Consider the following 25,402-nt stretch of genomic DNA (forward strand, 5'->3'; position numbering starts at 1 on the left):
ACGAATCCTTTGTGATGGTTGCCACAAAGATTTGTGTTTGATGCTGGCGGCACTACACACTGTGACCACCGACCGATCCACCCGCAATGATGCAGGAGAAGTATGTTTTCGAAAATTCTGGTGGCCAATCGCGGCGAAATCGCGATCAGGGCGTTTCGCGCTGGTTATGAACTGGGCGCCAAGACCGTAGCAGTCTTTCCGCATGAGGACCGTAACTCGATCCACCGGCAGAAGGCCGACGAAGCTTACCTGATCGGCGAGGTGGGTCATCCCGTCCGCGCCTACCTGGACGTAGAGGAGGTTGTCCGCGTCGCCAAAGAAGCCGGCGCTGACGCCATTTACCCCGGCTACGGCTTCCTCTCCGAGAACCCGGACCTCGCCCGTGCTGCCAAGGCGGCAGGAATTACTTTTGTGGGTCCGCCGGCGGAGGTACTGGAGCTGGCCGGTAACAAGGTTGCCGCTTTGGAGGCCGCCCGCAAGGCCGGCGTCCCTGTCCTAAAGTCGAGCAAGCCCTCCAAGGACCTGGACGAGCTCATCGCCGCAGCCGACGAGATCGGCTTCCCGATCTTCGCCAAGGCCGTCGCCGGCGGTGGCGGCCGCGGAATGCGGCGCGTGGAGACGCGCGAGGCTCTCCCCGAAGCTTTGCAGTCCGCCATGCGCGAAGCTGATGCGGCTTTTGGTGATCCCACCATGTTCCTTGAGCAGGCAGTCCTGCGTCCCCGCCACATTGAAGTGCAGATCCTGGCGGATGCTGAAGGCAACGTCATGCATCTCTTCGAGCGTGACTGTTCGCTACAGCGCCGCCACCAGAAAGTGGTGGAAATCGCGCCTGCACCCAACCTGGATGAGAACATCCGCCAGGCTCTGTACCGGGATGCTGTGGCCTTCGCCAAGGCCCTGAACTATGTCAACGCCGGAACCGTCGAGTTCCTCGTGGACACCGAAGGGGAGCGGGCCGGACAGCACGTCTTCATTGAAATGAACCCCCGCATCCAGGTTGAGCACACCGTCACTGAGGAAATCACCGATGTGGACCTCGTCCAGGCACAGATGCGCATCGCTTCAGGGGAAACCCTCGCGGACCTGGGGCTGAGCCAGGACTCGGTGTTCATCAAGGGTGCTGCGCTGCAGTGCCGTATCACCACCGAGGATCCCTCCAACGGCTTCCGCCCTGACGTTGGAAAGATCACCGGCTACCGTTCTGCCGGTGGCGCCGGGGTCAGGCTCGACGGCGGTACGGTCTACTCGGGTGCCGAGATCAGCCCGCACTTCGACTCCATGCTGGTGAAGCTGACCTGCCGTGGCCGTGACTATCCTGCAGCCGTAGCCCGCGCACGTCGTGGTTTGGCTGAGTTCCGTATCCGTGGTGTGTCCACCAACATCCCGTTCCTGCAGGCGGTTCTTGCGGACCCGGACTTCAACGCCGGAAACGTGGCCACAGACTTCATCGACAAGCGCCCTGAGCTGCTCAAGTCACACATCTCTGCGGACCGCGGAACCAAGCTGCTGACGTGGCTTGCCGAGGTTACCGTGAACAAGCCAAACGGTGAACTCACGGTTCATTCGGACCCTGCCACCAAGCTGCCCGCGATCGATGGCCCGGTTCCCACCTCGGGTTCGCGCCAGAAGCTGATCGAACTGGGACCGGAGGGCTTCGCCAAGGCGCTGCGGGAGCAGCAGGCACTGGCCGTCACGGACACCACGTTCCGCGACGCCCACCAGTCACTGCTGGCAACACGTGTCCGTACCCGCGATCTCGTGGCAGCAGGCCCGGCAGTGACGGCGCTGATGCCTGAGCTGCTTTCCGTGGAGGCATGGGGCGGGGCAACTTACGACGTCGCGCTCCGCTTCCTTGGTGAGGACCCGTGGGACCGTTTGGCTGCTTTGCGCAAGGCGTTGCCGAACACCTGTATCCAGATGCTGCTCCGCGGCCGCAACACTGTGGGCTACACCCCGTACCCGGAAGAAGTGACGGAGGCTTTCGTCAACGAGGCCGCCGCTACGGGCATCGACATCTTCCGCATCTTTGACGCCCTCAACGACGTCAACCAGATGGCCCCCGCCATCCGGGCTGTGCGTGCCACCGGGACGGCCGTTGCCGAAGTTGCCCTGTGCTACACCGGCAACCTTCTGGACCCTAACGAGGACCTGTACACCCTCGACTACTACCTGGACCTGGCCCAGAAGATCGTCGACGCCGGTGCTCACATCCTGGCCATCAAGGACATGGCGGGCCTCCTGCGTCCGGCCGCTGCCGCGAAGTTGGTGTCGGCGCTCCGTGAGCGCTTCGACCTCCCCGTGCACCTGCACACGCACGACACCGCAGGTGGGCAGCTGGCCACCTTGCTGGCAGCTGTTGACGCCGGTGTGGACGCCGTTGACGTGGCCGCGGCTTCCCTGGCCGGCACCACCAGCCAGCCCGCGGCGTCTGCCTTGGTTGCTGCCTTGGCCAATACGCCCCGCGATACCGGGCTGAGCCTGGCCAACGTTGGCGCGCTCGAGCCCTACTGGGAAGCTGTGCGCCGCGTCTACGCCCCCTTCGAATCCGGTCTTCCGGGTCCCACAGGACGCGTTTACCAGCACGAAATCCCCGGCGGCCAGCTCTCCAACCTTCGCCAACAGGCTATCGCCCTGGGTCTCGGTGAGCAGTTTGAGGCCATCGAGGACATGTACACGGCGGCTGACCGCATCCTTGGCCGCTTGGTGAAGGTCACGCCGTCCTCCAAGGTGGTGGGCGATCTCGCGTTGCACCTCGTCGGACTCAACGCCGATCCCGCGGATTTCAACGAGAACCCGCAGAACTACGACATCCCGGATTCTGTCATTGGGTTCCTCTCCGGCGAACTCGGTGATCCTCCCGGCGGCTGGCCCGAGCCGTTCCGCACCAAGGCCCTTCAAGGCCGCAGCGTCAAGGTGCGCGACGTCGAGATCAGTGCCGAGGACAGTGCAGCGCTGAAGGGCGACTCCAAGACACGACAGCACACGCTGAACCGTTTGCTCTTCGCTGGACCCACCAAGGACTACCTCAAGAGCGTGGACACCTACGGGAACATCTCCGTGCTGGATACCCGTGACTACCTGTACGGTCTCCAGCAGGGCGTAGAGCACGTCATCGAGTTGGAGAAGGGCGTTCGCCTCATTGCCCAGCTTGAGGCTGTCTCGGAAGCTGACGAGAAGGGCATGCGCACCGTGATGTGCACGCTCAACGGGCAGTCCCGTCCGGTGGTTGTGCGTGACCGTTCAGTGGTCAGCAATGTCAAGGCAGCTGAGAAGGCGGATCCGGCACAGCCTGGTCAGGTTGCCGCCCCGTTTGCCGGCGCAGTTACCGTCACCGTCAAGGTGGGCGATGCCGTCAACGTCGGCGATACCGTTGCCACCATTGAAGCCATGAAGATGGAAGCTTCCATCACGGCGCCGGTTGCCGGCACGGTCTCGCGCCTTGCCATCTCCTCGGTAGAGCAGGTCCAGGGTGGGGACTTGCTGCTGGTGATCGGCTAGCAATCAGCACCAAAAAGTACCCCGTCCGGAATCCGGACGGGGTACTTTTTTGTGATTCGTTGTGGCTACGAAGCGCGGGGCGCTGTGTACATTTCCTCAATGACGGCGTCGAAGTCCTTCATGACCTGCGCACGCTTGACCTTGAGGGACGGCGTCAGGTGCCCTGAGGCTTCAGTGAAGTCCGCCGGGACGATCCTGAAGGACTTGATGGCCTCGGCCTGGGAAACGGACTGGTTGGCCTTGCTGATGAGCTCCTGGACTGCGGCCTTCACTACTGCGTGGTCAGTGGCTTCTGCAAGAGTGGTGCTTGCGGGCAGTCCGTGACGGTCCAGCCAGCCCGGGAGCGCTTCCTCATCCAGAGTGACCAAGGCACCGATGAACGGTCGGTTGTCGCCCACCACCAGAACCTGGGAAACCAAAGCATCCGCGCGGATCTGATCTTCCAGCAGGGCAGGAACCACGTTCTTCCCGCTGGCGGTAACTATGATTTCCTTCTTGCGGCCAGTGATCTTGAGGAAGCCGTTGTTGTCCAGTTCTCCAATGTCACCGGTACGGAACCAGCCGTCGGTGAACGTTTCGGCCGTCAGGTCTTCGCGGTTGTAGTAGCCCCGCATGACGCAAACGCCCTTGGCAAGGATTTCGCCGTCGTCGGCAATCTTCACGGAGTTGCCCGGCAACGGGGCGCCGACGGTGCCGATCCTGATCATGGACGGCGTGTTCACCGAGATCGGGGCGGTGGTCTCCGTCAGGCCGTAGCCCTCAAGGATCTGCAGGCCGATGCCTTGGAAGAAGTGGCCCAGGCGTTCACCCAACGGGCCGCCGCCGGAGACGGCGTGCGCGACATTGCCGCCCATGGCGGCGCGGAGCTTCCCGTAGACGAGTTTGTCGAAGACGGCATGCTTGAGCTTCAGCCCAAGACCCAGCGAACCGGCTTCGCGTGCCTTGGAGTAGGCGATTGCCGTATCCACTGCGCGGTGGAAGATGGCACCCTTGCCGCCGTCCTCCGCCTTGGTCAGTGCCGAGTTGTACACCTTCTCAAAGACCCTGGGTACAGCCAGGATGAACGTCGGCTGGAAGCTCTGCAGGTCAGCCAGCAGATTCTTGATGTCCGGGGTATGTGCCACCTGGACGCCGCCGGCCACAGCCAGCACGGAAATAAAACGGGCGAAGACGTGGGCGAGGGGGAGGAACATGATGGTCTTGCCGGACTCGTTGATGATCTCAGGCAAGGATGCGCGGGCGTTCTCGGACAGTTCCACAAAGTTGCCGTGCGTCAACTCGCAGCCTTTGGGCCTGCCCGTTGTGCCGGAGGTGTAGATGATCGTTGCGAGATCCTTGAGGCCGGCCGATGAACGGCGGGACTCGAGTTCGTCGTCGGGGACGCCGGCGCCTGCAGCGCGTAGCGCGTCGAGTCCGGCGCCTTCAAGCTGCCAGACATTGGCCACGGACGTAATGTCCTCCGCGGCAACAGCCTGGCGGATGATGTCCTCGTGGTGGGCCGCTTCGCCGAAGGCGGCAACAGCCCCGGAGTCGCCGAGGTTCCATGCCACCTGTGAGGGAGAGGACGTTTCGTAGATCGGAACGGAAACAGCTCCGGCAAACCAAATGGCGAAGTCCACAAGGGACCACTCGTAGCGCGTACGGGACATGATGCCCACACGGTCGCCCACAGCAACGCCGCTGGCGATGAGTCCCTTTGCCAGAGCCCTGACGTCTGCAAGGAAGTCCTTGGCACGGATGTCCTGCCACTTTCCATCCTTATCCAGCTTGGAGAAAAGGGCAGGGTTGGACGCTTTCGCTGCCTCGCGGATCACGAAGTCCGTGATGTTGGTTTCCGGGGCAATATTCACGAGGGGAGGAACACTTATTTCACGCACGGTAGCTCCTTTGATATCCACGGGCCACGAGGGGCTGCTTTCACTCTAGTATGCCCGCTCGCGGTGGTGTGTTCTATTTCACCTACTGGCGAGTAACTTTACGGATCGGCAGTCATTTCAAGCAAATGGGAGCCTTCTGGGCCGAGGAATGCGAATGCGGCCATGCCCTGCGGAATAGGATGATGGGATGCCCGCACTACGGTCCACTTCCCTGGTCAGACCCAAGCCCCCGGCCTCGGCATGGAGGGATGCGCCCTGGGCCGCCCGCCGGAGCCATTTAGGTCGCCGTGGCCTGGCGATCGGGATTGACATCGGCGGCACGAAAGTGGCCGCGGGCGTCGTGGATGCCGAGGGTCGGGTCCTCGCCGAGGCCCGCAGGTCCACGCCCGGCGCGGACCCCCGTGCAGTCGAGCGGACCATCGTGGAACTTGTAGAAGAACTCAGCGCAGGCCACCGGATCGCCACGGTGGGAATCGGCGCCGCCGGTTGGATGGACCTCGACGGCGGCACGGTGCTGTTCAGCCCGCATCTCGCCTGGCGTAACGAGCCCCTGAGGGACAGCCTCCAGAAATTGTTGAGGCGTCCGGTCCTGCTGACCAACGACGCCGACGCCGCCGCGTGGGCGGAATGGCGGTTTGGTGCAGGTCAGGGCGAAAGTCGCCTGGTGTGCATCACCTTGGGCACGGGCATCGGCGGAGCCATGGTCATGGATGGCCGCGTGGAACGGGGGCGCTACGGCGTGGCCGGGGAATTCGGGCACCAGATCATTTTCCCGGGGGGACACCGCTGCGAATGCGGCAACCGCGGATGCTGGGAACAGTACGCCTCCGGAAACGCCCTGGGGCGGGAAGCCAGGCAACTGGTGCGAACCAACTCCCCGGCAGGTTGCGCGCTCTTGGAAAAGGCGGGCGGCACCGCAGAAAACCTGTCCGGGGCGGCCGTGACCGCGCTGGCGCTGGAGGGTGATGCCACCTCGCGTGAGCTCATTGCCGACCAAGGCGAATGGCTGGGTTTGGGGTTGGCCAACCTCGCCGCAGCGCTGGACCCCGGAATGTTCGTCATCGGCGGCGGGCTCTGCGATGCGGGGGAGTTGCTCGCAGGGCCGGCCAGGGAATCGTTCGCTAAAAACCTGACCGGGCGGGGTTTCCGGCCCATGGCCAGGATAGAGCTGGCGGCACTCGGTCCGCGCGCCGGCATGATCGGTGCGGCAGACCTTTCCCGGGTCAGCGGCCGGGCGCGGAGCTAGCAACTAGAGGCGGGCGCCGTCGTCGTCCTCATTCTTCTCCTGCGGAAGCCGCGTAATCAGGTAAATCACCGATGCCACAAAAACTGCCACGATGCCCAAAGTGGCCGTCAGCGGGGCAGACCTCCAGAACATGGCAGTGAAGAGCAGCGCGAGCGGCCCGCCCACAGCACCAACCCACGCCAGCATGACCAGTGGCTCAGTTCCCGCCAGGCTTGGGGGCTCTTCGGGAACGAACGTATGGTCCTCGTCCTCCACCTCGAAGTCCCGGGGCCCGGGCGGTCTGCCGGGTGCCTCGGCGTCTGTGCGCGCCGCTGCCGGATCGGGTATCGGTTGCTGCGCCGGGGTGGAGAGGCCCAGCGGATCGAAGTCCTTGAAAGACTTCCCGTGCCCTGGCATTAACTGCCGGGGATCTGCGTCCGGGATCCCGTAGCTGTCCGCGGGAGGTGCCCCTGCCGGGCCGGACTCTGTGGCCTCCAACCGGGCCACCAGATCCTGCCACACGGCGTCGTCGTCCTTATTGGCGCTTTGATCAGCGGAATTGGGGTCAGGCCTGTTCATGGGTTGTGTCCTTTTCGGAGAAAAGCCCGGGACCTGCCAAGGCCGCTACGGTCTTTTGCATGAACTCGACAGACCCGGCAAAAATTTCCGGCGCATCATTATCAAGGGTGGCCACATGGCGGCTGTTATGGAGGTAGCTGACGTCCACTGGTGCCTGAACCCGGGAACGGAGGAGTTCCAGGCTCGCGTTCGAAATCACGTTGTCCACCGTTGACTTATAGACCAGGACGGGTGAGCTGATGCGGGGCAGGATGGCCGCCGTATCTTTGTACATCTTCTTGAGCTGATGCGCGGCCGCGACTGGTGTTCTGGTGTAGGCGCCCTCGTCCTGATCCGGTTTGAGGATGTCGTTGGCGATCGCCGGAGTGGTTTTCACCACGTACTTGAGCGCGGCTACGATCACAGCCCGGGGATCGTCCAGGACCAGCCCGGGGTTCACCACCACCGTCCCTGCGACAGGACGGGTGGCCGCGATCCGCAATGCCAAAGTTCCACCCATGGACAGTCCCGCAGAGAAAACGTAGTCGCACTCGGAAGCCAGCTCGAGATAAGCATCGTCCACGGCACGATGCCACTCCCGCCATGAGCGGGTGGCCATATCCTGCCACGACGTGCCGTGCCCGGGCAGCAAAGGCAGCCTCACGGCATAGCCAGCCTCAGCAAGGTGTTGGGCCCACGGCCTGACGCTGTGGGGGCTCCCCGTGAACCCGTGGGACAGGACTACGCCAACGCGCGGCCCAACCCCATTCCAGCTGCTATGGAACGGCGAGAAATCCGGGAGCATTTTCATGATGACTCTGAGGCTACTCTGTCACCGGCGTGCTGACGGAAAAAGTGGGCCGATTCTTCAAAAATGGTGGGTGCGTCAACATCCAAGGTGGCCACATGCCCGCTGTGGGGGAGGGTGACTACTCTCAGGCGCGAGGATGAAATGTACTTGCTGATGGTGGCCACTGAACTGGGCGGGATGACGCCATCTACCGAGGATTTGAACACCAGGGCGGGGGCCTCAACATGGGGCAAACCCCGGGTGGCCGCGCGGAAAAGCTTCTTGAGTTCATGCACCGACTGCAGTGATGTCTTGGAATAGTCGCCGGTTTCAGCGGTGGCCGGTGCTGGTGAGTCCTCCTCTATGGGAGTGGTGGTCCTCATGACGTACTTGAGGGCGCCCACGTACTTCACCCTGCGGTCATAAAAGCTGAGGCCCGGGTTGACCAGAACCAGCCCGGAAACATCGTGCAGTGAGGCTACCCGAAGGGCAAGTGCGCCTCCCATGGACAGCCCTGCCACAAAACAGCTCTCCGTCTTGGAGGCGAGGTCCACATAGCTCTGCTCGAAGGTCCGGTACCAGTCCTGCCAACGCGTGGTGGCCAGGTCCTGCCAACTGGTTCCGTGGCCGGGGAGCAGAGGCACGGAAACAGCAAATCCCTGGGAGGCCAAGTACTCAGCCCAAGGGAGCATGCTGAGCGGGCTTCCTGTGAATCCATGGCAAATCGCCACGCCTGTGGAGGCATTGGGTCCATGCCCCTCATGGTGGAATGCGAGCGGCGCAGCGGGTAGAGAGCGTTCCGTCATGTGTCCCATCGTGTCACTTCTCCGGACATTTCTCACTGGAGTAGGGTTGCTGTTGAGTGCCGGCCGGATTGCCCGGATGCATGCCAACCATTCGGCCGTGAGAGGACAAACGTGTTCTATTGGGTCATGAAGAGGATCTTTCTTGGTCCCATCCTCAAGCTCCTGTTCCGTCCCTGGGTCAAGGGACTGGACAACGTTCCTGAAAGCGGCGCCGCCATCCTGGCGTCCAACCACTTGTCCTTCTCGGATTCCATCTTCCTGCCCCTGATGGTTCACCGCCCTGTGATCTTCCTGGCCAAGTCCGAGTACTTCACGGGAAAAGGGCTCAAAGGCCGGCTCACTGCGCTGTTTTTCCGTCTGAGCAACCAATTGCCCATGGACCGTTCGGGAGGCGCGGCCTCGGAAATGTCGCTGCAAGCCGGCAAGGACGTCCTGAACTCCGGGGGCCTGCTGGGGATTTATCCGGAAGGCACACGCAGCCCGGACGCCAGGCTTTACCGTGGGAAAGTGGGCGTAGCCAAGCTGGCCCTGCAGACACGCGTACCTGTGGTGCCGGTGGCCATGATCGGCACGGAGAAGGTCCAGCCCATCGGTAAACGTCTCCCGAACATCCGCCGGATCGGGCTCATTTTTGGGCAGCCCTTGGATTTCAGCCGTTATTACGGCATGGAGGATGACCGCCTGATCCAGAGGGCCGTGACCGATGAGATCATGTACGAATTGATGCGGCTCTCCGGGCAGGAGTACGTGGACGAGTACGCAGCAGTTGTTAAGGCCCAGCTGGCCGGTAAGGGCCCCGAACCGGTCCACAAGATTGAGGTTGCAGAAGAGGCTGCCGCGGACATTGCCGAAAACATCGATGTTCCCCGCAGCGACGGGACCGGATCAACGCCGGGACTGTGACGCATGCGGCGGCATCGGTTACGTCTGCAGTCCCGCAACCTTGCTGCGGGCTACTACTCTTGAAGGGTGACTGAGCTAACCGCGAACACCGCACCCTCCGCAGCAGATCCCCTCGCCAGCACCGCCCAAAGCGGGGCGGCAAACTACCCCGGGCTTGACGCCTGGCGGGACCTGCCGATTTCCCAGCAGCCCACGTGGTCGAACACTGACGTCTTCAAGGCTTCCGTCAAGGAACTCTCCGCAGTGCCGCCCTTGGTCTTCGCCGGTGAAGTGGACGTTCTGAGGGAGCGCTTGGCCGCTGCTGCCCAGGGCAAGGCTTTCCTCCTGCAGGGTGGCGACTGTGCTGAGACTTTTGAGGCTGCAACTGCAGACAAAATCAGTGCCAGGGTCAAGACGATTCTCCAGATGGCAGTTGTCCTCACGTACGGCGCTGCCATGCCCGTGATCAAGATGGGGCGGATGGCCGGACAGTTCGCGAAGCCCCGCTCCTCCAATGACGAGACCCGCGACGGCGTAACGCTTCCCGCTTACCGTGGGGACATCGTCAACGGCTATGATTTCACCCCCGAATCCCGTGCTCACGACGCTGGCAGGATGCTTCAGGCGTACCACACGTCCGCTTCCACACTGAACCTGATCCGGGCCTTCACCCAGGGCGGTTTCGCTGATCTTCGCCTCGTTCACCAGTGGAACAAGGGGTTCACCGAGAACCCGGCACATGCACGCTACGAATCGTTGGCGCGGGACATCGACCGTGCCATCAGCTTCATGGACTCCTGTGGCGCCGACTTCGAAGCACTGAAGCGCGTTGAGTTCTTTGCCAGCCACGAAGCATTGCTGCTCGACTATGAGCGCGCACTGACACGCATCGATTCGCGGACCGGACTGCCTTATGACACTTCCGCGCACTTCCTGTGGATCGGCGAGAGGACCCGCGAACTGGACCACGCCCACGTGGACTTCCTGTCCCGGGTGCGCAACCCCATTGGTGTCAAGCTTGGCCCCACCACCAGCGGTGATGACGCCCTGCGCCTGATTGACAAACTGGATCCCAACCGCGAACCCGGCCGTCTAACGTTCATCACCCGGATGGGCGCGGGCAACATCCGCGAGAAGCTGCCAGCCGTCGTCGAACGCGTCACTGCATCCGGCGCGCAGGTGCTGTGGGTGACTGACCCGATGCACGGCAATACGGTCACCTCGCCGAACGGTTACAAGACGCGCAACTTCGATGACGTCATTGATGAGGTGCGCGGCTTCTTCGAGGTCCACCAGGCCCTGGGAACGGTCCCCGGCGGACTCCACGTTGAAATGACCGGCGATGACGTTGCTGAGTGCCTGGGTGGTGCTGATCCTATCGACCAGGACGCTTTCCTGGACCGCTATGAGTCGGTGTGCGATCCTCGCCTGAACCACATGCAGTCCCTTGAGATGGCCTTCCTCGTAGCCGGAGCCCTCTCCAAGAAGTAGGGATGTAACAAAGGCGCGGTCCGGATTATCCGGGCCGCGCCTTTTGTTTATGGCTGGAAGCTATCAGACGACTGTCAGCGTCACCACGGAGTCTTCCGGTACCTCGGTGTTGACGGGATTCTGGTCCCGGACGGTGCCAAAGAACCCACCGAGGACTTTGTTGACCTCAACCTTGAAACCGAGTTTCTTCAATTCCTTTTCAGCTTCAGCGGCCTGCTTTCCGATGAAACTGGGGACCTTGACCAACTTGGGCCCCTTGGACACGGTGAGCGTCACGGCTTCGCCCCGGATGAGGGTACCGTTGGCCGGCACCTGGGAGACCACCGCGCCCTTCGGGACCGCCTTGTCATTGACCGTCTCAGGGGCGATGACTGCTTTTAGGCCAGCGTCCTGAAGAGCCTTGACTGCTGCATCCTGCGCCAGCCCGCGCACGTCGGGCACGGGGATGGGCTGGGGCCCCTTGGAGACCGTCAGGGCCACCGGGGTGCCATGCCTGACTTCCGTGCCCTTGACCGGGTCCTGGGAAAGCACGACGCCGGCGGGCACTTTCTCATCGAAAGTCTCCGTGACGTTGCCGAGAGCCATCTCGGCAGCATTCAGCGCATTCTTGGCCTCGTCCAGAGTGCCACCGGTCAGATCGGGCAAGGGGAAAAGCTGGGCACCTTTGGAAACGAACAACGTGATGGGCTGAAATTTCCGCACTTCGGCACCGGATTCGGGTTCGGTCCCCACCGCAAGGCCGGCAAGGATATCGTCGTCGAAAACGTCCTGCGGTTCCGATTGGAATCCGGCAGTGCGGAGAAGCTGCTGGGCTTCGGCAACGGTTTTGTTCTTGACATCCGGTATGGTCCCCGGCGATCCGGGTCCCATACCGAAAAACCATCCGGCCGATGCCGCCAGCGTCGCGAGGATGACAATCACGATGGTCCAGATGATGCCACGGCGCCGGGGGTTGCCCTCGCGCAGGGGCCGGCTCGGTGTTGCTGCGGCCCTGGCGCGGTCCTTGCTCTCCTGCCGTTCGAGTCGCTTCAGCTCCCGCTTGCCCGGTTGGCGCGCGTCCATCTGGTTCCCGGGAGCAACGACGGCGCTTGGCCTGCCGGGACCACCCGCAGCCATAACGGTGGTGGGGTTGCTTTGCTGGGAAATGAATTCCGTGGGCGACACAGTGGCGGCTAACGCTTCTGTGGGGTTGCTTCCCGAACTGCCAGGTTGAATGGTTGCCGCAGCGGCTGCGGGGGAGCCTGGCGGCCGGAAGGCTGTTTGCCTGCGGTCCAGTTCCTCGTCCGACAAGGTGGTGCGGATGTGGCGGAGCTCCGTCAGCAGCGCAGCGCCATCCACCGGCCTGTTCTCCGCATCAACGGAGGTACACCACTGCACCAGCTCATCAAGGTCCTCTGCAAGGCCCGGAGCAGCATCCGAGGGGCGTCCCACCACCGCATTGACGTGCTGGTAGGCGACCTGAATGGGGGAGTCTCCCACATAGGGCTGTTTGCCCGTCAACATCTCATACAGCATGATGCCGGCCGAGTAGATGTCGCTTCTGGCATCTGCGGGCTGGCCGAGCACAAGTTCGGGGGCCAAGTAGGCCACTGTTCCGATGAGGGCGCCGGTGCTGGTATTGGCGGAGATGGCCCTGGCCAGGCCAAAGTCTCCCACTTTGATGCGTCCGTCGCCTGCAATGAGAACGTTTTCCGGCTTGACGTCGCGATGGATGAGCCCTGAGCGGTGCGCGGCTGCAAGGCCTTCGATCACAGGATCGATCAATGCCAGGGCAAGGCGCGGCGGCAATGGGCCTTGTTCGCCAAGGGTGTCGCGGAGGGTGTGTCCCTTGACGTACTCCATCACCAGGTAGGCAATATGGCCGTCCTCGCCTTGGTCGAGCACGCCGACGATGTGCGGGTGCGAGAGGCTCGCGGCCGCCTTGGCTTCGCGGCTTAGTCGCTCCAGGAACGTGGGGTCATTGGCCAGATGCGGGTGCAGGACTTTGAGGGCCACGTCGCGCTCCAAGCGCTGGTCCGTGGCCAGGTAGACAGTGGACATTCCGCCCCTCGCCAGGCGGGAACGGACAGTGTATCGGCCGTCCACAGTGGTCCCGATGAGGTGGTCCTGCATTGGTTCTTGCACCATACGATCCTAAACGAGGCAGGGAAGGGGCCCGAATCCACAAGGGATGCGGGCCCCTTCCAAGGTGCAGCTGACGGTCTAGCCGAAAGTGCGCTGGCGTGCCTTGATCGACTCGACGTAGCGCTTGGTGTCGTCGTACATGCCGTATTTGCTGACTGAATACTGGCCCTGGTAGTACCCGGCGATTGCCGTGTCCAGGTCCTTGCTGGTGGCAATGAGCGTCCGAATGATCGCCACACCTGCGGTGGCATTGTCGTAAGGGTCCAGAAGGTTGAGCTTGCGGCCCACCAGATCCGAAGCCCACTGCCCGGAGGAGGGGATAACCTGCATGGTGCCGATGGCATTTGCGGGGGACACGGCGCGCTGGTCAAAGCCGGACTCCTGTTCGGCGAAGGCCAAAGCCAGGGACGGGCTCACACCCATGCGCCGTGCGGTGTCGGCAACGATGCTCTTCATCTCAGCGCGGCTGGGCACCGGCGAAGCATTCAGTAGTGCCTTGTTCTCGTTTGCTGAGCTGACTACTGCCGGCGGGTAGGTGAAACCCAGGAACGTGCTGGGTACCAGCGGCTTGGTCTCTCCCGCAGGCTGCAGGCCGGCGCCCGGGATGGTGAGCTTTTGGCCCGGGTAAATAACGGTGGTGGCCGTTACGTTGTTATTGGCGGCCATCAATGCAGCCAGGGTAACCCCGTGGCGGGAAGCGATGGAACTGAGGGTGTCGCCTGCCTTGATGGTGTAGGAACCTGTACCGGCCAGCGGGGCGGGAGCAGGCGCAGGAGCTGCCGGTGCTGATGGCGCCGATCCTCCACTGACCTTGATTTTCTGGCCGGGATAGATGATGGAGCTTCCGTTCAGCCCGTTCCAGCTGAAGATGCTGGACAGGGGAACGTTGTGCTTGGCTGCTATGGCACCCAAGGTGTCTCCGGGGACCACGGTGTAGACGGTGGCGGTGGTGGGGGCGCTGGGTGCACTCGGGGCAGAAGGGGCCGGCCGCGTCGGTGCTGCCGGGGCGGTGCCAGTGAGCTTGATGGTCTGTCCCGGGTAGATCAGCGTGGTGGCAGAAAGCTTGTTCAGCTGAAGAACGGCCGTGGTGTCCAGGTTGAAGCGGCGCGCGATGGCGCTGATGGTATCGCCGCGGACAATCGTGTAGGTGTCCGGTACGGACGGGGCCATGGGGCGCAGGGCGGCCGGAAGGGTGGCCGCCACCGCATTGGCAGGAATGACTGTGCCCACGTTGACTGCTTGAGCCTTCATGGCGGCGGCAAGCGTTGCCGGGATCTTTCGTGGTTGCGGCGCCGGTGTGGCCATGGACGGTTGGGCCAGGGCAAGTGAGGACAAAACCACGGCGGGAAGTGCAGCCGTGGTTGCCGCGATAACCGGCATGCTCATGGTTCGTTTCGGCGAACGGGGCGTCGTCATGGAATGTGTCCTCATCTCAAACAGCGGGGGATTGTTACTGCTGTTGTCAGTGTTACCAACGTGGCTGATGTTATCAATGATGCAAATGTGATCAGTGTGAATCTCTCATACTTAGTCGATCAGCACAACAATTCCTGTCAAACCGAACAAACAGCCACAATTCACGCAGATGAACGGCCCCTGTAAAGCGTCGGCACGCCATCGTCGTCGAACGTCAGCTAGGCGCGGGGCGGGGCGGCGTGGCAACCTTATTCCGTGAGTAATGTAGAAAGCCTTGTTTCCGACTGGCTGCCGCTGCCGGATGTCGCCGAATTATTGGAAGTTTCCATCACCAAAGTCCACGGACTTCTGGATGAGCGTGCGCTGGTCGCCATCAGGCGGGGAGAGCGGAACATCCGCTCCATCCCGGCCCTTTTTGTCCAGGACGGGCATGTTGTAGACAGCTTGAAGGGGACCGTTGCGGTTCTGAGCGACGCCGGCTACAACGACGAAGAATTGATTATCTGGCTTTTCACCCCGGATGAGTCATTGCGGGGGCGTCCCATTGACGCCCTGCGCGAGGGGCGTAAGACAGAGATCAGGCGTCGCGCCCAGTCTTTGGCCTGGTAACGCCTTCGACTTTCCAACCGGCCTCCTCACGAGGAGGCCGGTCAAAATGCCGACGACGGCGGTGACTCTCACCGCCGTCGTCGTCGCATGTGTTTAGGCCCCTCCATTCGTTGGGGGCGCTTCACAAGTGCTTTGAATTCGGACCGTCCAAGGTATCCGCGTCGGGCAAGGGTTCCGCGTCAGGCCGCACGGCTGACAGCTGCTTCGGCCAGCTGGCGCAATGCCACCAGCGGCAGTTCCTCAAGGGGCAGGCGTTCAAGAGCTTCGAAGGCTCTATCGCTTAGCTCGCCGATCAACGCTTCCGTGGCTTCCAAAGCACCGCATTGGACCATGATGCGCCGAATCTCAGCTACTTCGTCCTCCATCAGGAGAGGGTTGCCGAGCATGCGGTCAAGGTAATCTGCCTCGGCGCGGGGTGCCTGGTTGATGGCAAACCCAACCAACACGGTCCTTTTGCCTTCCCGGAGATCGTCCCCGGCGGGCTTGCCGGTAGTTTCGGGATCTCCAAAGACACCCAGGACGTCATCGCGCATTTGGAATGCTTCGCCCAAGGGCAAGGAGAACTCCGAATACCCTGTCATCAGGCTGGCCGGTGCGCCGGCAAGTGCACCGCCCAACGCCAACGGGTGCTCAGTTGAGTATTTGGCGGACTTGTACCGAATGATGGATTGTGCCCGCGCCACAGATCCCGCCCGGTCACGCACGGGGCCGGCCACTTCCTCCAGGATGTCCAGGTACTGACCTGCCATCACTTCAGCCCGCATCACGTTGAAGATCCGGCGTGCAGGGCTTCCAGCTGCTGCCCGGGGGCCGATTTCCGTGAAGGATTCCTCGCTGAAGGAAAGGCAGAGGTCCCCGGTCAGGATGGCAGCCGCATCTCCAAACCGCCCGCTGTCCAGCGCCCACCCATTGACTTCATGGAGCTGGCTGAACCGTTTGTGCACGCTGGGACCGCCGCGGCGGGTGTCGGACCGGTCAATGATGTCGTCGTGGATCAGGGCGGCCGCCTGGAAGAGTTCCAAGGCGCACCCGGCGGTGACAATGTCCTGGTTGTCGGAAGCGCCTCCGGCGCCCCTCCAACCCCAGTAGCACATCAGTGCCCGGAGGCGTTTGCCGCCGGTAACGAGGGCCGAAATGGATCCGATGAGTGGTTCGGCGTCCGGAGAAACCGACGCCATGAGTTCCTGTTGGGAGGACAGGAACCCGTTCAACCTGCCGGCGACACCGCCAATGAACTGTGCCTGCTCCGAGCTGACAAGTGAAGCGGCCGTCACTTGACGGACCCGGCCGCCACGTTCGCACCGATAGTGAACGTTGAAACGCCTTCTTTTTGCCTCACCGAGACATTCACCGTTTCGCCGTCACCACGAATGAAATCCAAGGACGTGACGTTCCCAACAGCGGACGGCCCCGGGACAAGTTTGAAGCCCTGAGCTTCCATGGAGGTCTTGTAGTAGTCCACAACACCCTCGGGTGGGGCCTTGACCGTTCCAACCAGAGCCACGGTGGCTACTGCCTCGCTCTTATCCACGCTGCTTGAACGAATGGAAGTGTTGGGCATGACCGGAATAAGTTGCGCAGGAAAACCAGGAACCAGCGCATTTACCGTTGCTGTGGTGTCCGGTGCCGGCGCGGGCGATTCGGTGAACGTCGTAGTTTCAGGTGAGGCTGTGGACCCCGAAACGGACGGGGATGGTGTTGACGTCGCCTGGGTGGATGCCGAAGCGGCACCAGATGTGGACGGCGCTGCCGTACCGCCGGGCGATGGTGTGCATGCTGACGCCGCCAAAGCGACACTGACTGCGAGCAGGGCAAACCCTCGCGATTGAGGAGTTCCAAAGAGCTTCACAGGGTATCCTTCCTGGGGCTGAGCCGGACTGTGCCTCCAGTTTAGTCAGTGGCCGGGCATAGTATTGCCGATGTGAGGCAGGAAGCATTCGGTGGCGCTCAAAGCGCCGGTAGCAAGCCCGCCCGCAGCGCCGGAGATGCCCTGCGGGAAATGCGGCGAACCAGCATACTTCACGTGGATATGGACGCCTTCTTTGTCTCCGTCGAACTGCGTAGCCGTCCGGAGCTTCGAGGCAAGCCTGTCATCGTAGGATTCCCCGCGGAACGATCGGTAGTACTTTCCGCTTCCTATGAAGCCCGTGCCACGGGCGTGAAGTCGGCCATGCCGATGTCCATCGCCATGAGGCGGTGTCCTTCTGCGGTGATCATCAACCCCCGGCACAAGGAGTATTACGAGGTCTCAGCCCGGCTCATGGAGATCTTCGCTTCCATCACAGACCTTGTGGAGCCGCTGAGTGTAGACGAGGCATTTCTGGATGTGAGCGGGGCAATTCGTCGCCTTGGGTCACCGATGGACATCGGCCACCTCATCCGCCGCAGGGTCCAGTCCGAACTTGGCATCACGGCATCCGTAGGAATCGCCAGCACCAAGTTCGTTGCCAAGATCGCATCAACGAGGTGCAAACCTGACGGCATCCTCCAGATCGATGCCGAGGATTCCATCCGTTATCTGCATAGTCTTCCTGTCGGCGCATTGTGGGGTGTTGGAGGAAAGACGGCCGAAGTGTTGTCGCGTCTGGGCATCCGCACGGTGGCCGATGTCGCCGCAACCCCGCTGGCGTCGCTCAGAAAAGTTCTGGGAGCCAGCGGTGAGCACGTTCACCGCTTGTCCATGGGTATTGACCCGCGCCCGGTAACTCCAACCAGGCTTGAGAAGAGCATCGGAGCGGAGGAGACGTTCTCCGTGGATACGTCAGAAGAGGCCTTGCTGCACAGGGAATTGCTGCGCCTGTCGCACCGCACTGCCATTCGGCTGAGGAGCTCAGGCATGCTGGCCAGGACCGTGGCGCTGAAGCTTCGCTACGCGGACTTCTCAACGGTCACACGCAGCCGCACCATGCAGACCCCCGTGGACAGCGCCCAACTGATCTACCAAGTGGCCGTGCAACTCCTTGAATCCTTGGGCACCCGGTCCATGAGCGTTCGATTGGTAGGGGTGCGTGCCGAGCAATTGGAGCCGGCAGGTCAGACGTCTCTGCAGTTAAGCCTTGATCGACGGGATGACAACTGGCGGGCGGCCGAACAGGCATTGGACCGTGTCTCCGAGCGTTTCGGGTCCAAAACCCTTCTTCCGGCCCGGTTACTGGAACCCGGCAAGCCCGCAACGGACACCTGAGGAACGAAGGGGTTTTGCGGCAGGACTCCGGGCGTCTTTCAGAACGGCGTCCGACAAACTATCCTATTTATTACAGAGATTTAGATCGTCTGGACAAACTGTTTCCTGAACAGTCGGCCCCGAGATGCCCGCTGAACCAAGAGGGGATTTTCGGGGAACGATTTTCTTGGTCCGATCGTTATGGAAACAGACGCACAGGAAGCGTTATGTCCAGACGCTGGCTGACTAAAGGAGGTCGCGATGCCCCTCTCGGAGCACGAACAGAAGCTGCTTGAGCAACTTGAAAAGCAACTTCATGAGGACGATCCGAAGTTTGCCAACACCATGGGGTCGGATCCCATCCGCAGCTGGTCTACCCGGCATGTGATCATAGGTGTGCTTGGTGCCATTGCCGGTATCCTGCTCCTGCTTGTTGGAGTATCACTGCAGGCGATACCTGTGGGTGTCCTCGGCTTCGTTGTCATGGGTGCTGGCGTCTATTTCGCTACGTTGCGTGGCGCGGCCTTCGGCAAAGCCAGCAAAGGGAAGCCCGGTAAGAGCAAACCAAAGAGCTCGTTCATGAGCAGCCTGGAAGAGCGATGGGACGAACGGCGTCGCGACGACAACTGACAGTCCGCTTCGAATCGGCGTTAGGCTGCCACGGCCTTTCCTGAGTCAGCCTTGTCCCTAAGGTGCCAGGGGACATAACGAAAGACCCGCGCTGCGGGTCTTTTCGCGTTTAAGGCTAAAGATCCTTCAGCCAGGAAATGCCAGTCCGTTTCCCCATCCACGGACGTTCCAAGGCTCGCTCCACATTCCACCCTTTTCTCCACATTGCTCCCCGTGCCTCCGATCAGTGCCGTATTTGCCGGTTTTCGTGTGCGAAATTCGGAAGCGGGGCCCGGGCGACTCTCTGCCTCCGCATGGTTCCTCCACTTTCCGCCACCACCCGGAAAACCGCGTGAGTTCAGGGCGGAAGAATCTCAAAGTGGTGGAGAAACGCTCCCTGGTGCGTTGACTGTGGGGCGTTGTGGAGTAAAGTGGAGAGCATAAGAGGGTAGTGGCAGTGTTGGGCATGTGCGGGCACCTTGATTGAGGGGCGGTGGGGCCAGTGTTTCTGGGTACTCACTCGCCGCGTCTCGATGAAAAGGGTCGAATCATCCTTCCAGCCAAGTTCCGCGAGGAGCTTGCCGATGGACTGGTTCTCACCAGGGGCCAGGAACGTTGCATCTACGTCTTCAGCCAGAAAGAATTCGAGCGCATTCACGAGTCGATGCGGGAGGCACCACTGTCTTCCAAACAGGCGCGTGACTACATTCGGGTTTTCCTGTCTGGAGCCTCTGATGAGGTACCTGACAAGCAGGGGCGCGTGACGATTCCGCCGGCGCTCCGGGCTTACGCAGGGCTTGGTCGGGAGCTGGCGGTCATTGGAGCCGGTACCCGGGCCGAGATCTGGGACGCCGAAGCTTGGAATGAATACCTCAACGAGAAGGAAGCAGCCTTCTCGGAAACGGATGACGAGAATCTGCCCGGGTTCATCTGACCCCGGTTGGATGAAGCCGCAGTCCAGCTTCTTGAATGGGATCTCCAGCCGCCCATCGAACTGTCTTCCTGGCTCAACTTCCCCTGAGCCAGGCCGGCGGCCGATAGGCGCGGATGGGGATCCGATTCAAGAAACAGCATGTAAGCGATTGAGGAAAGAGGAGGCAGCGTGGAAGAGCAGGACGCGGCAAAGCCCACATCGGAGCGCCACGTGCCCGTCCTGAAAGACCGCTGCATCAACCTGCTCGCTCCCGGATTTGAAGCTGCCAGAAAACGCGGTGATACCCCCGTGGCCATCGATGCCACCTTGGGTATGGGCGGACACTCGGAGGCAATGCTGCAGCGTTTCCCGGATCTCCACCTCGTGGGCATCGACCGTGACGAGGAAGCCTTGGCTCTGGCCGGTGCCCGATTGGAACCCTTCTCCGACAGGACCGACCTCGTCCACGCGGTCTACGACGAGATCGAGGACGTCCTTCTGGACCTCGGCATAGCAGAAGTCCACGGCATTCTGATGGACCTCGGGGTCTCCTCATTGCAGCTCGATGAGCGTGAGCGGGGCTTCGCCTACTCGTACGACGCACCCTTGGATATGCGGATGGATACCAGCCGCGGGCAAACAGCGGCTGATGTAGTCAACAACTACAGTGAAGACGAATTGGTGCGCATCATCCGCAAATGGGGCGAAGAGAAGTTCGCCGGGCGGATAGCCAACAGGATCGTCAATGCCCGCACGGACAAACCTTTTGCAACCACGGGGGAGCTCGTAGAGCAGATCCGCAGCGTTGTCCCTGCTGCAGCCGCCAAAAGTGGCGGACACCCCGCCAAGCGCACCTTTCAGGCTTTGCGGATTGAGGTCAACGAAGAACTCGATGTCCTGGAACGGGCAGTTCCGGCAGCTGTGTCCGCGACTGCCATGGGGGGTCGGATCGTGGTGATGTCTTACCACTCGCTGGAGGACAAGATCGTGAAGTCAGTCTTCCAGTCTGGTTCCAAATCATCTGCGCCACTCGGTTTCCCGGTGGAGCTTGAAGAACATAAACCCGAACTTAGGACCATCACCAAGGGCACGGAAGTGCCTACGGCAGCTGAAATCGCTGAAAATCCCCGTGCGGCGTCTGCCCGGCTGAGGGCAGTGGAGCGTATCAAACCGAGGAGAGACGCATGAGCAACGCCGCAGCGAAGATTTTGCCCTCCACATTGGGTAGCCCTGCCGGCAGCCTTTCCGCGCCGTCGGAAAAGGCCGAAACCGGTCGCAAAGCCCGCACGCCCTTGTCGGTGGTACGCAGTGCCCCGGGCAAGCGGAGGACGCCGTTCGTCGTCCTTTGCTTTGTGGCGATGGCGGCCGCACTCCTGACGGTTCTGGTGTTGAACATCTCCGTGTCCACGGCGCAGTACCAATTGGTGCAGCTGAAAGCCGAAGCTGCAACGCTGAACAAGGAAAACCAGGACCTGACACAGAAGAAGCAGAACTACGAAGCTCCGCAGAACCTGGCTGCGAAGGCAGCAGAATTGGGAATGGTTGCTTCCACGGTCAAGGGTCAGATCGATCTGAACACAATGGCAGTGACCGGCAAGGCATCACCGGCGGTCAAGGGAGACAACCCCGGTGCCCTGCTTGCAGCCCCGGCCGTTGAGGGGTTGATTGATGTGGTTCCGTCGGTGACAACCAAAGACCCCTTGGAAAGCCGCACTACGGAAGCAGCTCCGGTGGCTCCGGCAGCAACGCCGTCCACCCCGGCAGCACCCACCGCGTCCCCTGCCGCTGCCCCGCCTGTTGAACTCCACGGGGGATCGGTACCGGCACCCCGGCAGAAGGCACCAGGGCAGTAGATCGTCAGACCACCGAAGCAGGGCCAGCAGCAAGGAATCAACGTGGCAAAGAACCCCGGCACATCGACAAAAACGAAGACGCCGGCGGCAAGAAAGCGGTTGCGCGTTGGCCTTGGCATCATGCTGACCCTGCTGCTGGTGGTGGGCGGCAAGCTTTTCATGGTCCAGGGCCTGGACATGGGCGGCATGGCTGAAGCCGCCTTGGCGAGCCGCCTGACTCCGCAGGTACTCCCTGCCGAGCGGGGACAGATCGTGGACGCAAACGGCACAGTGCTGGCCAGTAGTGTGATCCGGTACAACATCGTGGTGGACCAGACGGTCAACACCGGGACAGAAACCTTCCATCGCTTCAATGAGAAGACCGAGAAGCTGGACGAGATCACCCGAGATCAAGGGATTGCCGACCTCGCCGGGCTTCTGGGGGCAGACGAAAGCACCATCCGCACGTCACTGACCGGAGACAAGAAGTACTTCATGGTGGCAAAGGACGTGAAGCCGGAGCTGGAAGACCGGATCTCGAAGCTCTATATCCCCGGACTCAGCGCGGAAGGCGTCAGCAAGCGCGTTTATCCCAACGGCAGCGTCGCCGGAGGTGTGGTCGGTTTCCTCAAGGATGGAACCAGCGGCCAGGCTGGTATAGAGCAAACGCAGGACGAGATTCTTCGTGGTGTTGAAGGTAAACGTGTCTTTGAAATAGGTGCTGACGGACTCAGGATTCCGGTGGCGACAGATGAACTCACTCCGGCCGTCGATGGCAGCGACGTCAAACTGACCATCAACACTGATATCCAGTACTTTGCCCAGCAGGCCATCCAGAGCCAAGTCAACAAGATGAACGCCGAGTGGGGTTCCATCATTGTGATCGACACCAAAACGGGCAATCTCATTGCCTTGGCCGATACCAACGCGCCGGACCCCAACGACCCCGGGAAAGTCGATGCCAAGGATCGCGGCGTCAGGTCCGTAACAGCCGCCTATGAGCCCGGTTCCGTGCAGAAGATGATGACCGCCGCGGCCGTGATCGAGGAGGGGAAGTCATTTCCCCTGGACCACTTCACCATCCCTTCGGCCTACACCATTGACGGGCAGACGTTCACCGATGCTTTTGAGCACGGCACTGAAGAGCGCACCCTTGCCGGAATCCTGGGGTGGTCCATGAACACCGGAACGGTGATGGCGGGTAGCCGGCTCACCAAGGAACAACGGTACGACTGGCTGAAGAAATTCGGTATTGGAGAGCAAACGGATATTGGGCTTCCAGCGGAAGCTACCGGCATACTGGCCAAGCCCGAGCAGTGGGATGACCGCCAGCAGTACACGGTGCTTTTCGGTCAAGGCGTTTCCCAGTCGACACTCCAGACAGTGCGTGCTTTCCAGAGTATTGCCAATGATGGCGTGATGCTGCAGCCCAGGCTTATTGACAGCTACATCACTCCGGAGGGTGAGGAACAGAAAGTTCCCGCGAAGGACTCACGCCAGGTGGTTTCCAAGGAAACTGCCCAGCAGGTCCGGGACATCCTGGAAAGCGCCGTGACCGAGGGGCAGATCAAGGATGCAGCCATCGACGGTTATAGGGTGGGGGCCAAGACGGGAACGTCCCAGGCGCCCCGCGAGGATGGGCTGCCCGGCTTTGACGGTTTCACGGCCTCCATGGTGGGCATGGCCCCCATGGATGACCCGAGGTTCATCGTGGAAGTCGTCCTCCAACGGCCCAAAGGAAACATCTATGGCGTCACTAATGGGCCGGTGTTCCGGTCCGTGATGTCCCAGGTCCTCCGGACCTACAACGTGGCCCCGTCCACCGGGACGCCCGCGCGGTTGCCGCAGTTCGTCAAGTAAGCTTCTTGGGCGTCTGTTTCGGCTAAATATCGATCCACCACCAACGGCCTGGGCGCCGCCGGCCCCAAGCCGGTCGTTCCACGAGCACCAACGGAGAACCACGTGTCAGAGCACCATGAGGCAGCTACCAGCGCCACGACCCCGGACGCCGGCCAGAGCGGCTTTCGCCCCGCATCCGTGGCTGCAGTGCCGTTGGCCACCATCGCGGAAACACTCGGTGTTGCCGTTCCTGACGCCAGCCAGGACAGGGGAGTGACGGGCATTTCCCTCAACTCGCGGGCTGTCGAAGCCGGCGACCTCTATATGGCCCTGCCCGGAGCCTCCCGCCATGGTGCGGACTTCGTTCCGCAGGCTATTGACGCAGGTGCGGTTGCCGTCGTGACGGACGACGCCGGAGCGCGCCAGCTGGCGCTTGCAGGTGACCAGCCCGTACCGGTACTTATTGTCGCCGAGCCGCGTACCGCCGTCGGACGCCTGGCCGCCTTGATCTATCGCAGCCAGCCGGCGGATGGCGGGTTCCCGACTCTGTACGGGGTTACGGGTACCAACGGAAAGACCACCACCACCTATTTCATCAATTCCTTGCTGAGCGCCTTGAAGAAGAAGCCCGGCCTGATCGGGACCATCGAGATCCTTGCGGGCGGGGCGGCGATCCCCAGCCTCCTCACGACCCCGGAGTCCACGGATGTCCATGCGTTGCTGGCTCTGATGCGCGAACGGGGCTTGGACGCGGCATCCATGGAAGTTTCATCCCACGCGATCTCCTTCCGCCGGGTGGACGGAGTGATGTTCGACGTTGCCGGCTTCACCAATCTCACCCAGGACCATCTGGACCTTCATGGCAGCATGGACGAATACTTCCGAACCAAGGCGGAACTCTTCACTGCCGGAAGGGCCAGGCGCGCGGTGGTCACAGTGGACGATCACTGGGGCCGCAAGCTGGCCGATTCAGCCGACATCCCGGTAACCACCCTCGCAACCAAGCCCCCCGTTGAGGGCAGCGCCGACGCCGACTGGAGCGTTGGGTCCATCACGGCGCGGGGGCTGGGGTCGGAATTTGAGCTCAGGCACGTCGACGGCCGAACCCTTCACGTCCACACCGGCCTGCCGGGAGACTTCAATGTGGCCAATGCAGCCCTGGCTACGATCATGGTCCTGGCATCCGGCGTCGACGAAAAGACGCTCCAGACTGCCTTGGATGCGCATGACCCCTTCACTGTTGCGGTCCCCGGACGCATGCAGCTCGTTTCAGCAGAGCCTGCCTCGGTTGTTGATTTTGCCCACAATCCGGACGCTCTGTCCCGTGCCCTGGAAGCCGTTCGTTCTCCGAAAGAGGGATCGCGGGTCATCGTGGTCTTCGGTGCAACGGGCCAGCGCGACCAAGGCAAGCGGCCCACCATGGGCGCAATCGCTGCCCGCCTGGCCGACGTCGTGATCATCAGCGATGACGATCCCCACGACGAAGACGCAGCAGCCATCCGGGCCGAGGTCCTCCAGGGCGCCTACGCTGCACGGGACTCCGAGGACCTGAGTAGCGAAATCATCGAGTCTTATCCAAGGGATGCCGCCATCAGACTGGCCGTCAACGTGGCCACCAAAGACGACACCATCCTCATCGCCGGGCGTGGCCACGAGGTGTGGCAGGAGGTCAAGGGCGTGAATCTTGCCTTGGACGACAGGGTGGAGTTGCGGGCCGCCTTGACATCCAAGGGATTCAGCGTTTCAACGGACCAGCGGATAGAGTCCTAA

The 25,402-nt window shown here is 61.9% G+C and carries 20 protein-coding genes; 12 read left to right on the top strand and 8 right to left on the bottom strand.

The genetic code is table 11. The features are described from left to right. Positions 1-102: 102 nt before the first annotated feature. Positions 103-3,498, top strand: coding sequence for a pyruvate carboxylase (locus LDN70_RS08240; protein ID WP_223942277.1), 3,396 nt, complete (start codon positions 103-105; stop codon positions 3,496-3,498). Positions 3,499-3,563: 65 nt separating this feature from the next. Here the strand turns inward: LDN70_RS08240 and LDN70_RS08245 are convergent, their stop codons facing one another. Further along, complete coding sequence (locus LDN70_RS08245; protein WP_142939550.1) at positions 3,564-5,375, bottom strand: AMP-dependent synthetase/ligase; 1,812 nt, start codon at positions 5,373-5,375, stop codon at positions 3,564-3,566. A gap of 187 nt (positions 5,376-5,562) precedes the next feature. Here LDN70_RS08245 and LDN70_RS08250 point away from each other — a divergent pair, with 187 nt between their 5' ends. Further along, positions 5,563-6,621 carry an ROK family protein gene (locus LDN70_RS08250; protein WP_142939549.1) on the top strand — a complete coding sequence of 353 codons (1,059 nt, stop codon included), beginning with the start codon at positions 5,563-5,565 and terminating at the stop codon, positions 6,619-6,621. A 3-nt stretch (positions 6,622-6,624) separates the two neighbouring features. Here LDN70_RS08250 and LDN70_RS08255 read toward each other — a convergent pair whose 3' ends face one another. Genes LDN70_RS08255 through LDN70_RS08265 form a run of 3 tightly spaced genes read right to left on the bottom strand, consistent with a single transcriptional unit; the run spans position 6,625 to position 8,754 of the window. Then, positions 6,625-7,179, bottom strand: a complete 555-nt coding sequence (locus LDN70_RS08255) for a hypothetical protein (protein WP_223942278.1) — start codon at positions 7,177-7,179, stop codon at positions 6,625-6,627. Further along, the gene (locus tag LDN70_RS08260) at positions 7,166-7,969 is read right to left on the bottom strand and encodes an alpha/beta hydrolase (RefSeq protein WP_166842731.1); all 804 of its coding nucleotides are present in this window, start codon (positions 7,967-7,969) and stop codon (positions 7,166-7,168) included. Before LDN70_RS08260 ends, LDN70_RS08255 begins: the two co-directional genes overlap by 14 nt. Next, positions 7,966-8,754, bottom strand: a complete 789-nt coding sequence (locus tag LDN70_RS08265; RefSeq protein WP_142939546.1) for an alpha/beta hydrolase — start codon at positions 8,752-8,754, stop codon at positions 7,966-7,968. The genes LDN70_RS08260 and LDN70_RS08265 overlap by 4 nt, the downstream gene beginning before the upstream one ends. A 111-nt stretch (positions 8,755-8,865) precedes the next feature. Between LDN70_RS08265 and LDN70_RS08270 the strand changes: the two genes are divergently transcribed. Further along, positions 8,866-9,657, top strand: a complete 792-nt coding sequence (locus tag LDN70_RS08270; RefSeq protein WP_166842732.1) for a lysophospholipid acyltransferase family protein — start codon at positions 8,866-8,868, stop codon at positions 9,655-9,657. Between the two features lie 66 nt (positions 9,658-9,723). Beyond that, positions 9,724-11,127: a class II 3-deoxy-7-phosphoheptulonate synthase gene (locus tag LDN70_RS08275; RefSeq protein ID WP_166842733.1), complete on the top strand. Its 1,404-nt coding sequence runs from the start codon at positions 9,724-9,726 to the stop codon at positions 11,125-11,127. A gap of 63 nt (positions 11,128-11,190) precedes the next feature. On the opposite strand, the gene pknB is transcribed toward LDN70_RS08275, so the two are convergent. Both pknB and LDN70_RS08285 read right to left on the bottom strand, forming a co-directional pair. Beyond that, the gene (pknB, locus tag LDN70_RS08280; RefSeq protein WP_223942279.1) at positions 11,191-13,254 is read right to left on the bottom strand and encodes a Stk1 family PASTA domain-containing Ser/Thr kinase; all 2,064 of its coding nucleotides are present in this window, start codon (positions 13,252-13,254) and stop codon (positions 11,191-11,193) included. A gap of 75 nt (positions 13,255-13,329) precedes the next feature. Next, on the bottom strand, positions 13,330-14,667 hold the full coding sequence (locus tag LDN70_RS08285) for a LysM peptidoglycan-binding domain-containing protein (protein WP_223942280.1): 1,338 nt from the start codon (positions 14,665-14,667) through the stop codon (positions 13,330-13,332). A gap of 255 nt (positions 14,668-14,922) precedes the next feature. Here LDN70_RS08285 and LDN70_RS08290 point away from each other — a divergent pair, with 255 nt between their 5' ends. Beyond that, positions 14,923-15,276, top strand: a complete 354-nt coding sequence (locus LDN70_RS08290) for an Rv2175c family DNA-binding protein (RefSeq protein ID WP_142939541.1) — start codon at positions 14,923-14,925, stop codon at positions 15,274-15,276. Between the two features lie 179 nt (positions 15,277-15,455). Here LDN70_RS08290 and LDN70_RS08295 read toward each other — a convergent pair whose 3' ends face one another. Both LDN70_RS08295 and LDN70_RS08300 read right to left on the bottom strand, forming a co-directional pair. After that, positions 15,456-16,550, bottom strand: a complete 1,095-nt coding sequence (locus tag LDN70_RS08295) for a polyprenyl synthetase family protein (protein WP_166842737.1) — start codon at positions 16,548-16,550, stop codon at positions 15,456-15,458. Then, entirely contained in the window at positions 16,547-17,125 is a 579-nt protein-coding gene (locus tag LDN70_RS08300; RefSeq protein WP_166842738.1) for a hypothetical protein, read from the bottom strand. Before LDN70_RS08300 ends, LDN70_RS08295 begins: the two co-directional genes overlap by 4 nt. A 72-nt stretch (positions 17,126-17,197) precedes the next feature. Between LDN70_RS08300 and dinB the strand changes: the two genes are divergently transcribed. The 7 genes from dinB (at position 17,198) to LDN70_RS08335 (ending at position 25,402) form a co-directional block, all read left to right on the top strand. Next, positions 17,198-18,460: a DNA polymerase IV gene (dinB, locus tag LDN70_RS08305; RefSeq protein WP_223942281.1), complete on the top strand. Its 1,263-nt coding sequence runs from the start codon at positions 17,198-17,200 to the stop codon at positions 18,458-18,460. A 240-nt stretch (positions 18,461-18,700) separates the two neighbouring features. Beyond that, on the top strand, positions 18,701-19,069 hold the full coding sequence (locus LDN70_RS08310; RefSeq protein ID WP_142939537.1) for an SCO2097 family morphological protein: 369 nt from the start codon (positions 18,701-18,703) through the stop codon (positions 19,067-19,069). A 481-nt stretch (positions 19,070-19,550) separates the two neighbouring features. Next, complete coding sequence (gene mraZ, locus LDN70_RS08315; protein ID WP_142939536.1) at positions 19,551-19,982, top strand: division/cell wall cluster transcriptional repressor MraZ; 432 nt, start codon at positions 19,551-19,553, stop codon at positions 19,980-19,982. Between the two features lie 168 nt (positions 19,983-20,150). Beyond that, entirely contained in the window at positions 20,151-21,149 is a 999-nt protein-coding gene (gene rsmH / locus LDN70_RS08320; RefSeq protein ID WP_142939535.1) for a 16S rRNA (cytosine(1402)-N(4))-methyltransferase RsmH, read from the top strand. Beyond that, positions 21,146-21,814 carry a cell division protein FtsL gene (gene ftsL / locus LDN70_RS08325; RefSeq protein ID WP_223942282.1) on the top strand — a complete coding sequence of 223 codons (669 nt, stop codon included), beginning with the start codon at positions 21,146-21,148 and terminating at the stop codon, positions 21,812-21,814. The genes rsmH and ftsL overlap by 4 nt, the downstream gene beginning before the upstream one ends. 42 nt (positions 21,815-21,856) lie before the next feature. Next, complete coding sequence (locus LDN70_RS08330; protein ID WP_142939533.1) at positions 21,857-23,653, top strand: peptidoglycan D,D-transpeptidase FtsI family protein; 1,797 nt, start codon at positions 21,857-21,859, stop codon at positions 23,651-23,653. Between the two features lie 102 nt (positions 23,654-23,755). Beyond that, positions 23,756-25,402 (top strand): UDP-N-acetylmuramoyl-L-alanyl-D-glutamate--2,6-diaminopimelate ligase, encoded by a 1,647-nt coding sequence (locus LDN70_RS08335; protein ID WP_223942283.1) that lies wholly within the window; start codon positions 23,756-23,758, stop codon positions 25,400-25,402.

This window comes from Arthrobacter sp. StoSoilB22, from assembly GCF_019977315.1.
Taxonomy (GTDB): Bacteria; Actinomycetota; Actinomycetes; order Actinomycetales; family Micrococcaceae; genus Arthrobacter.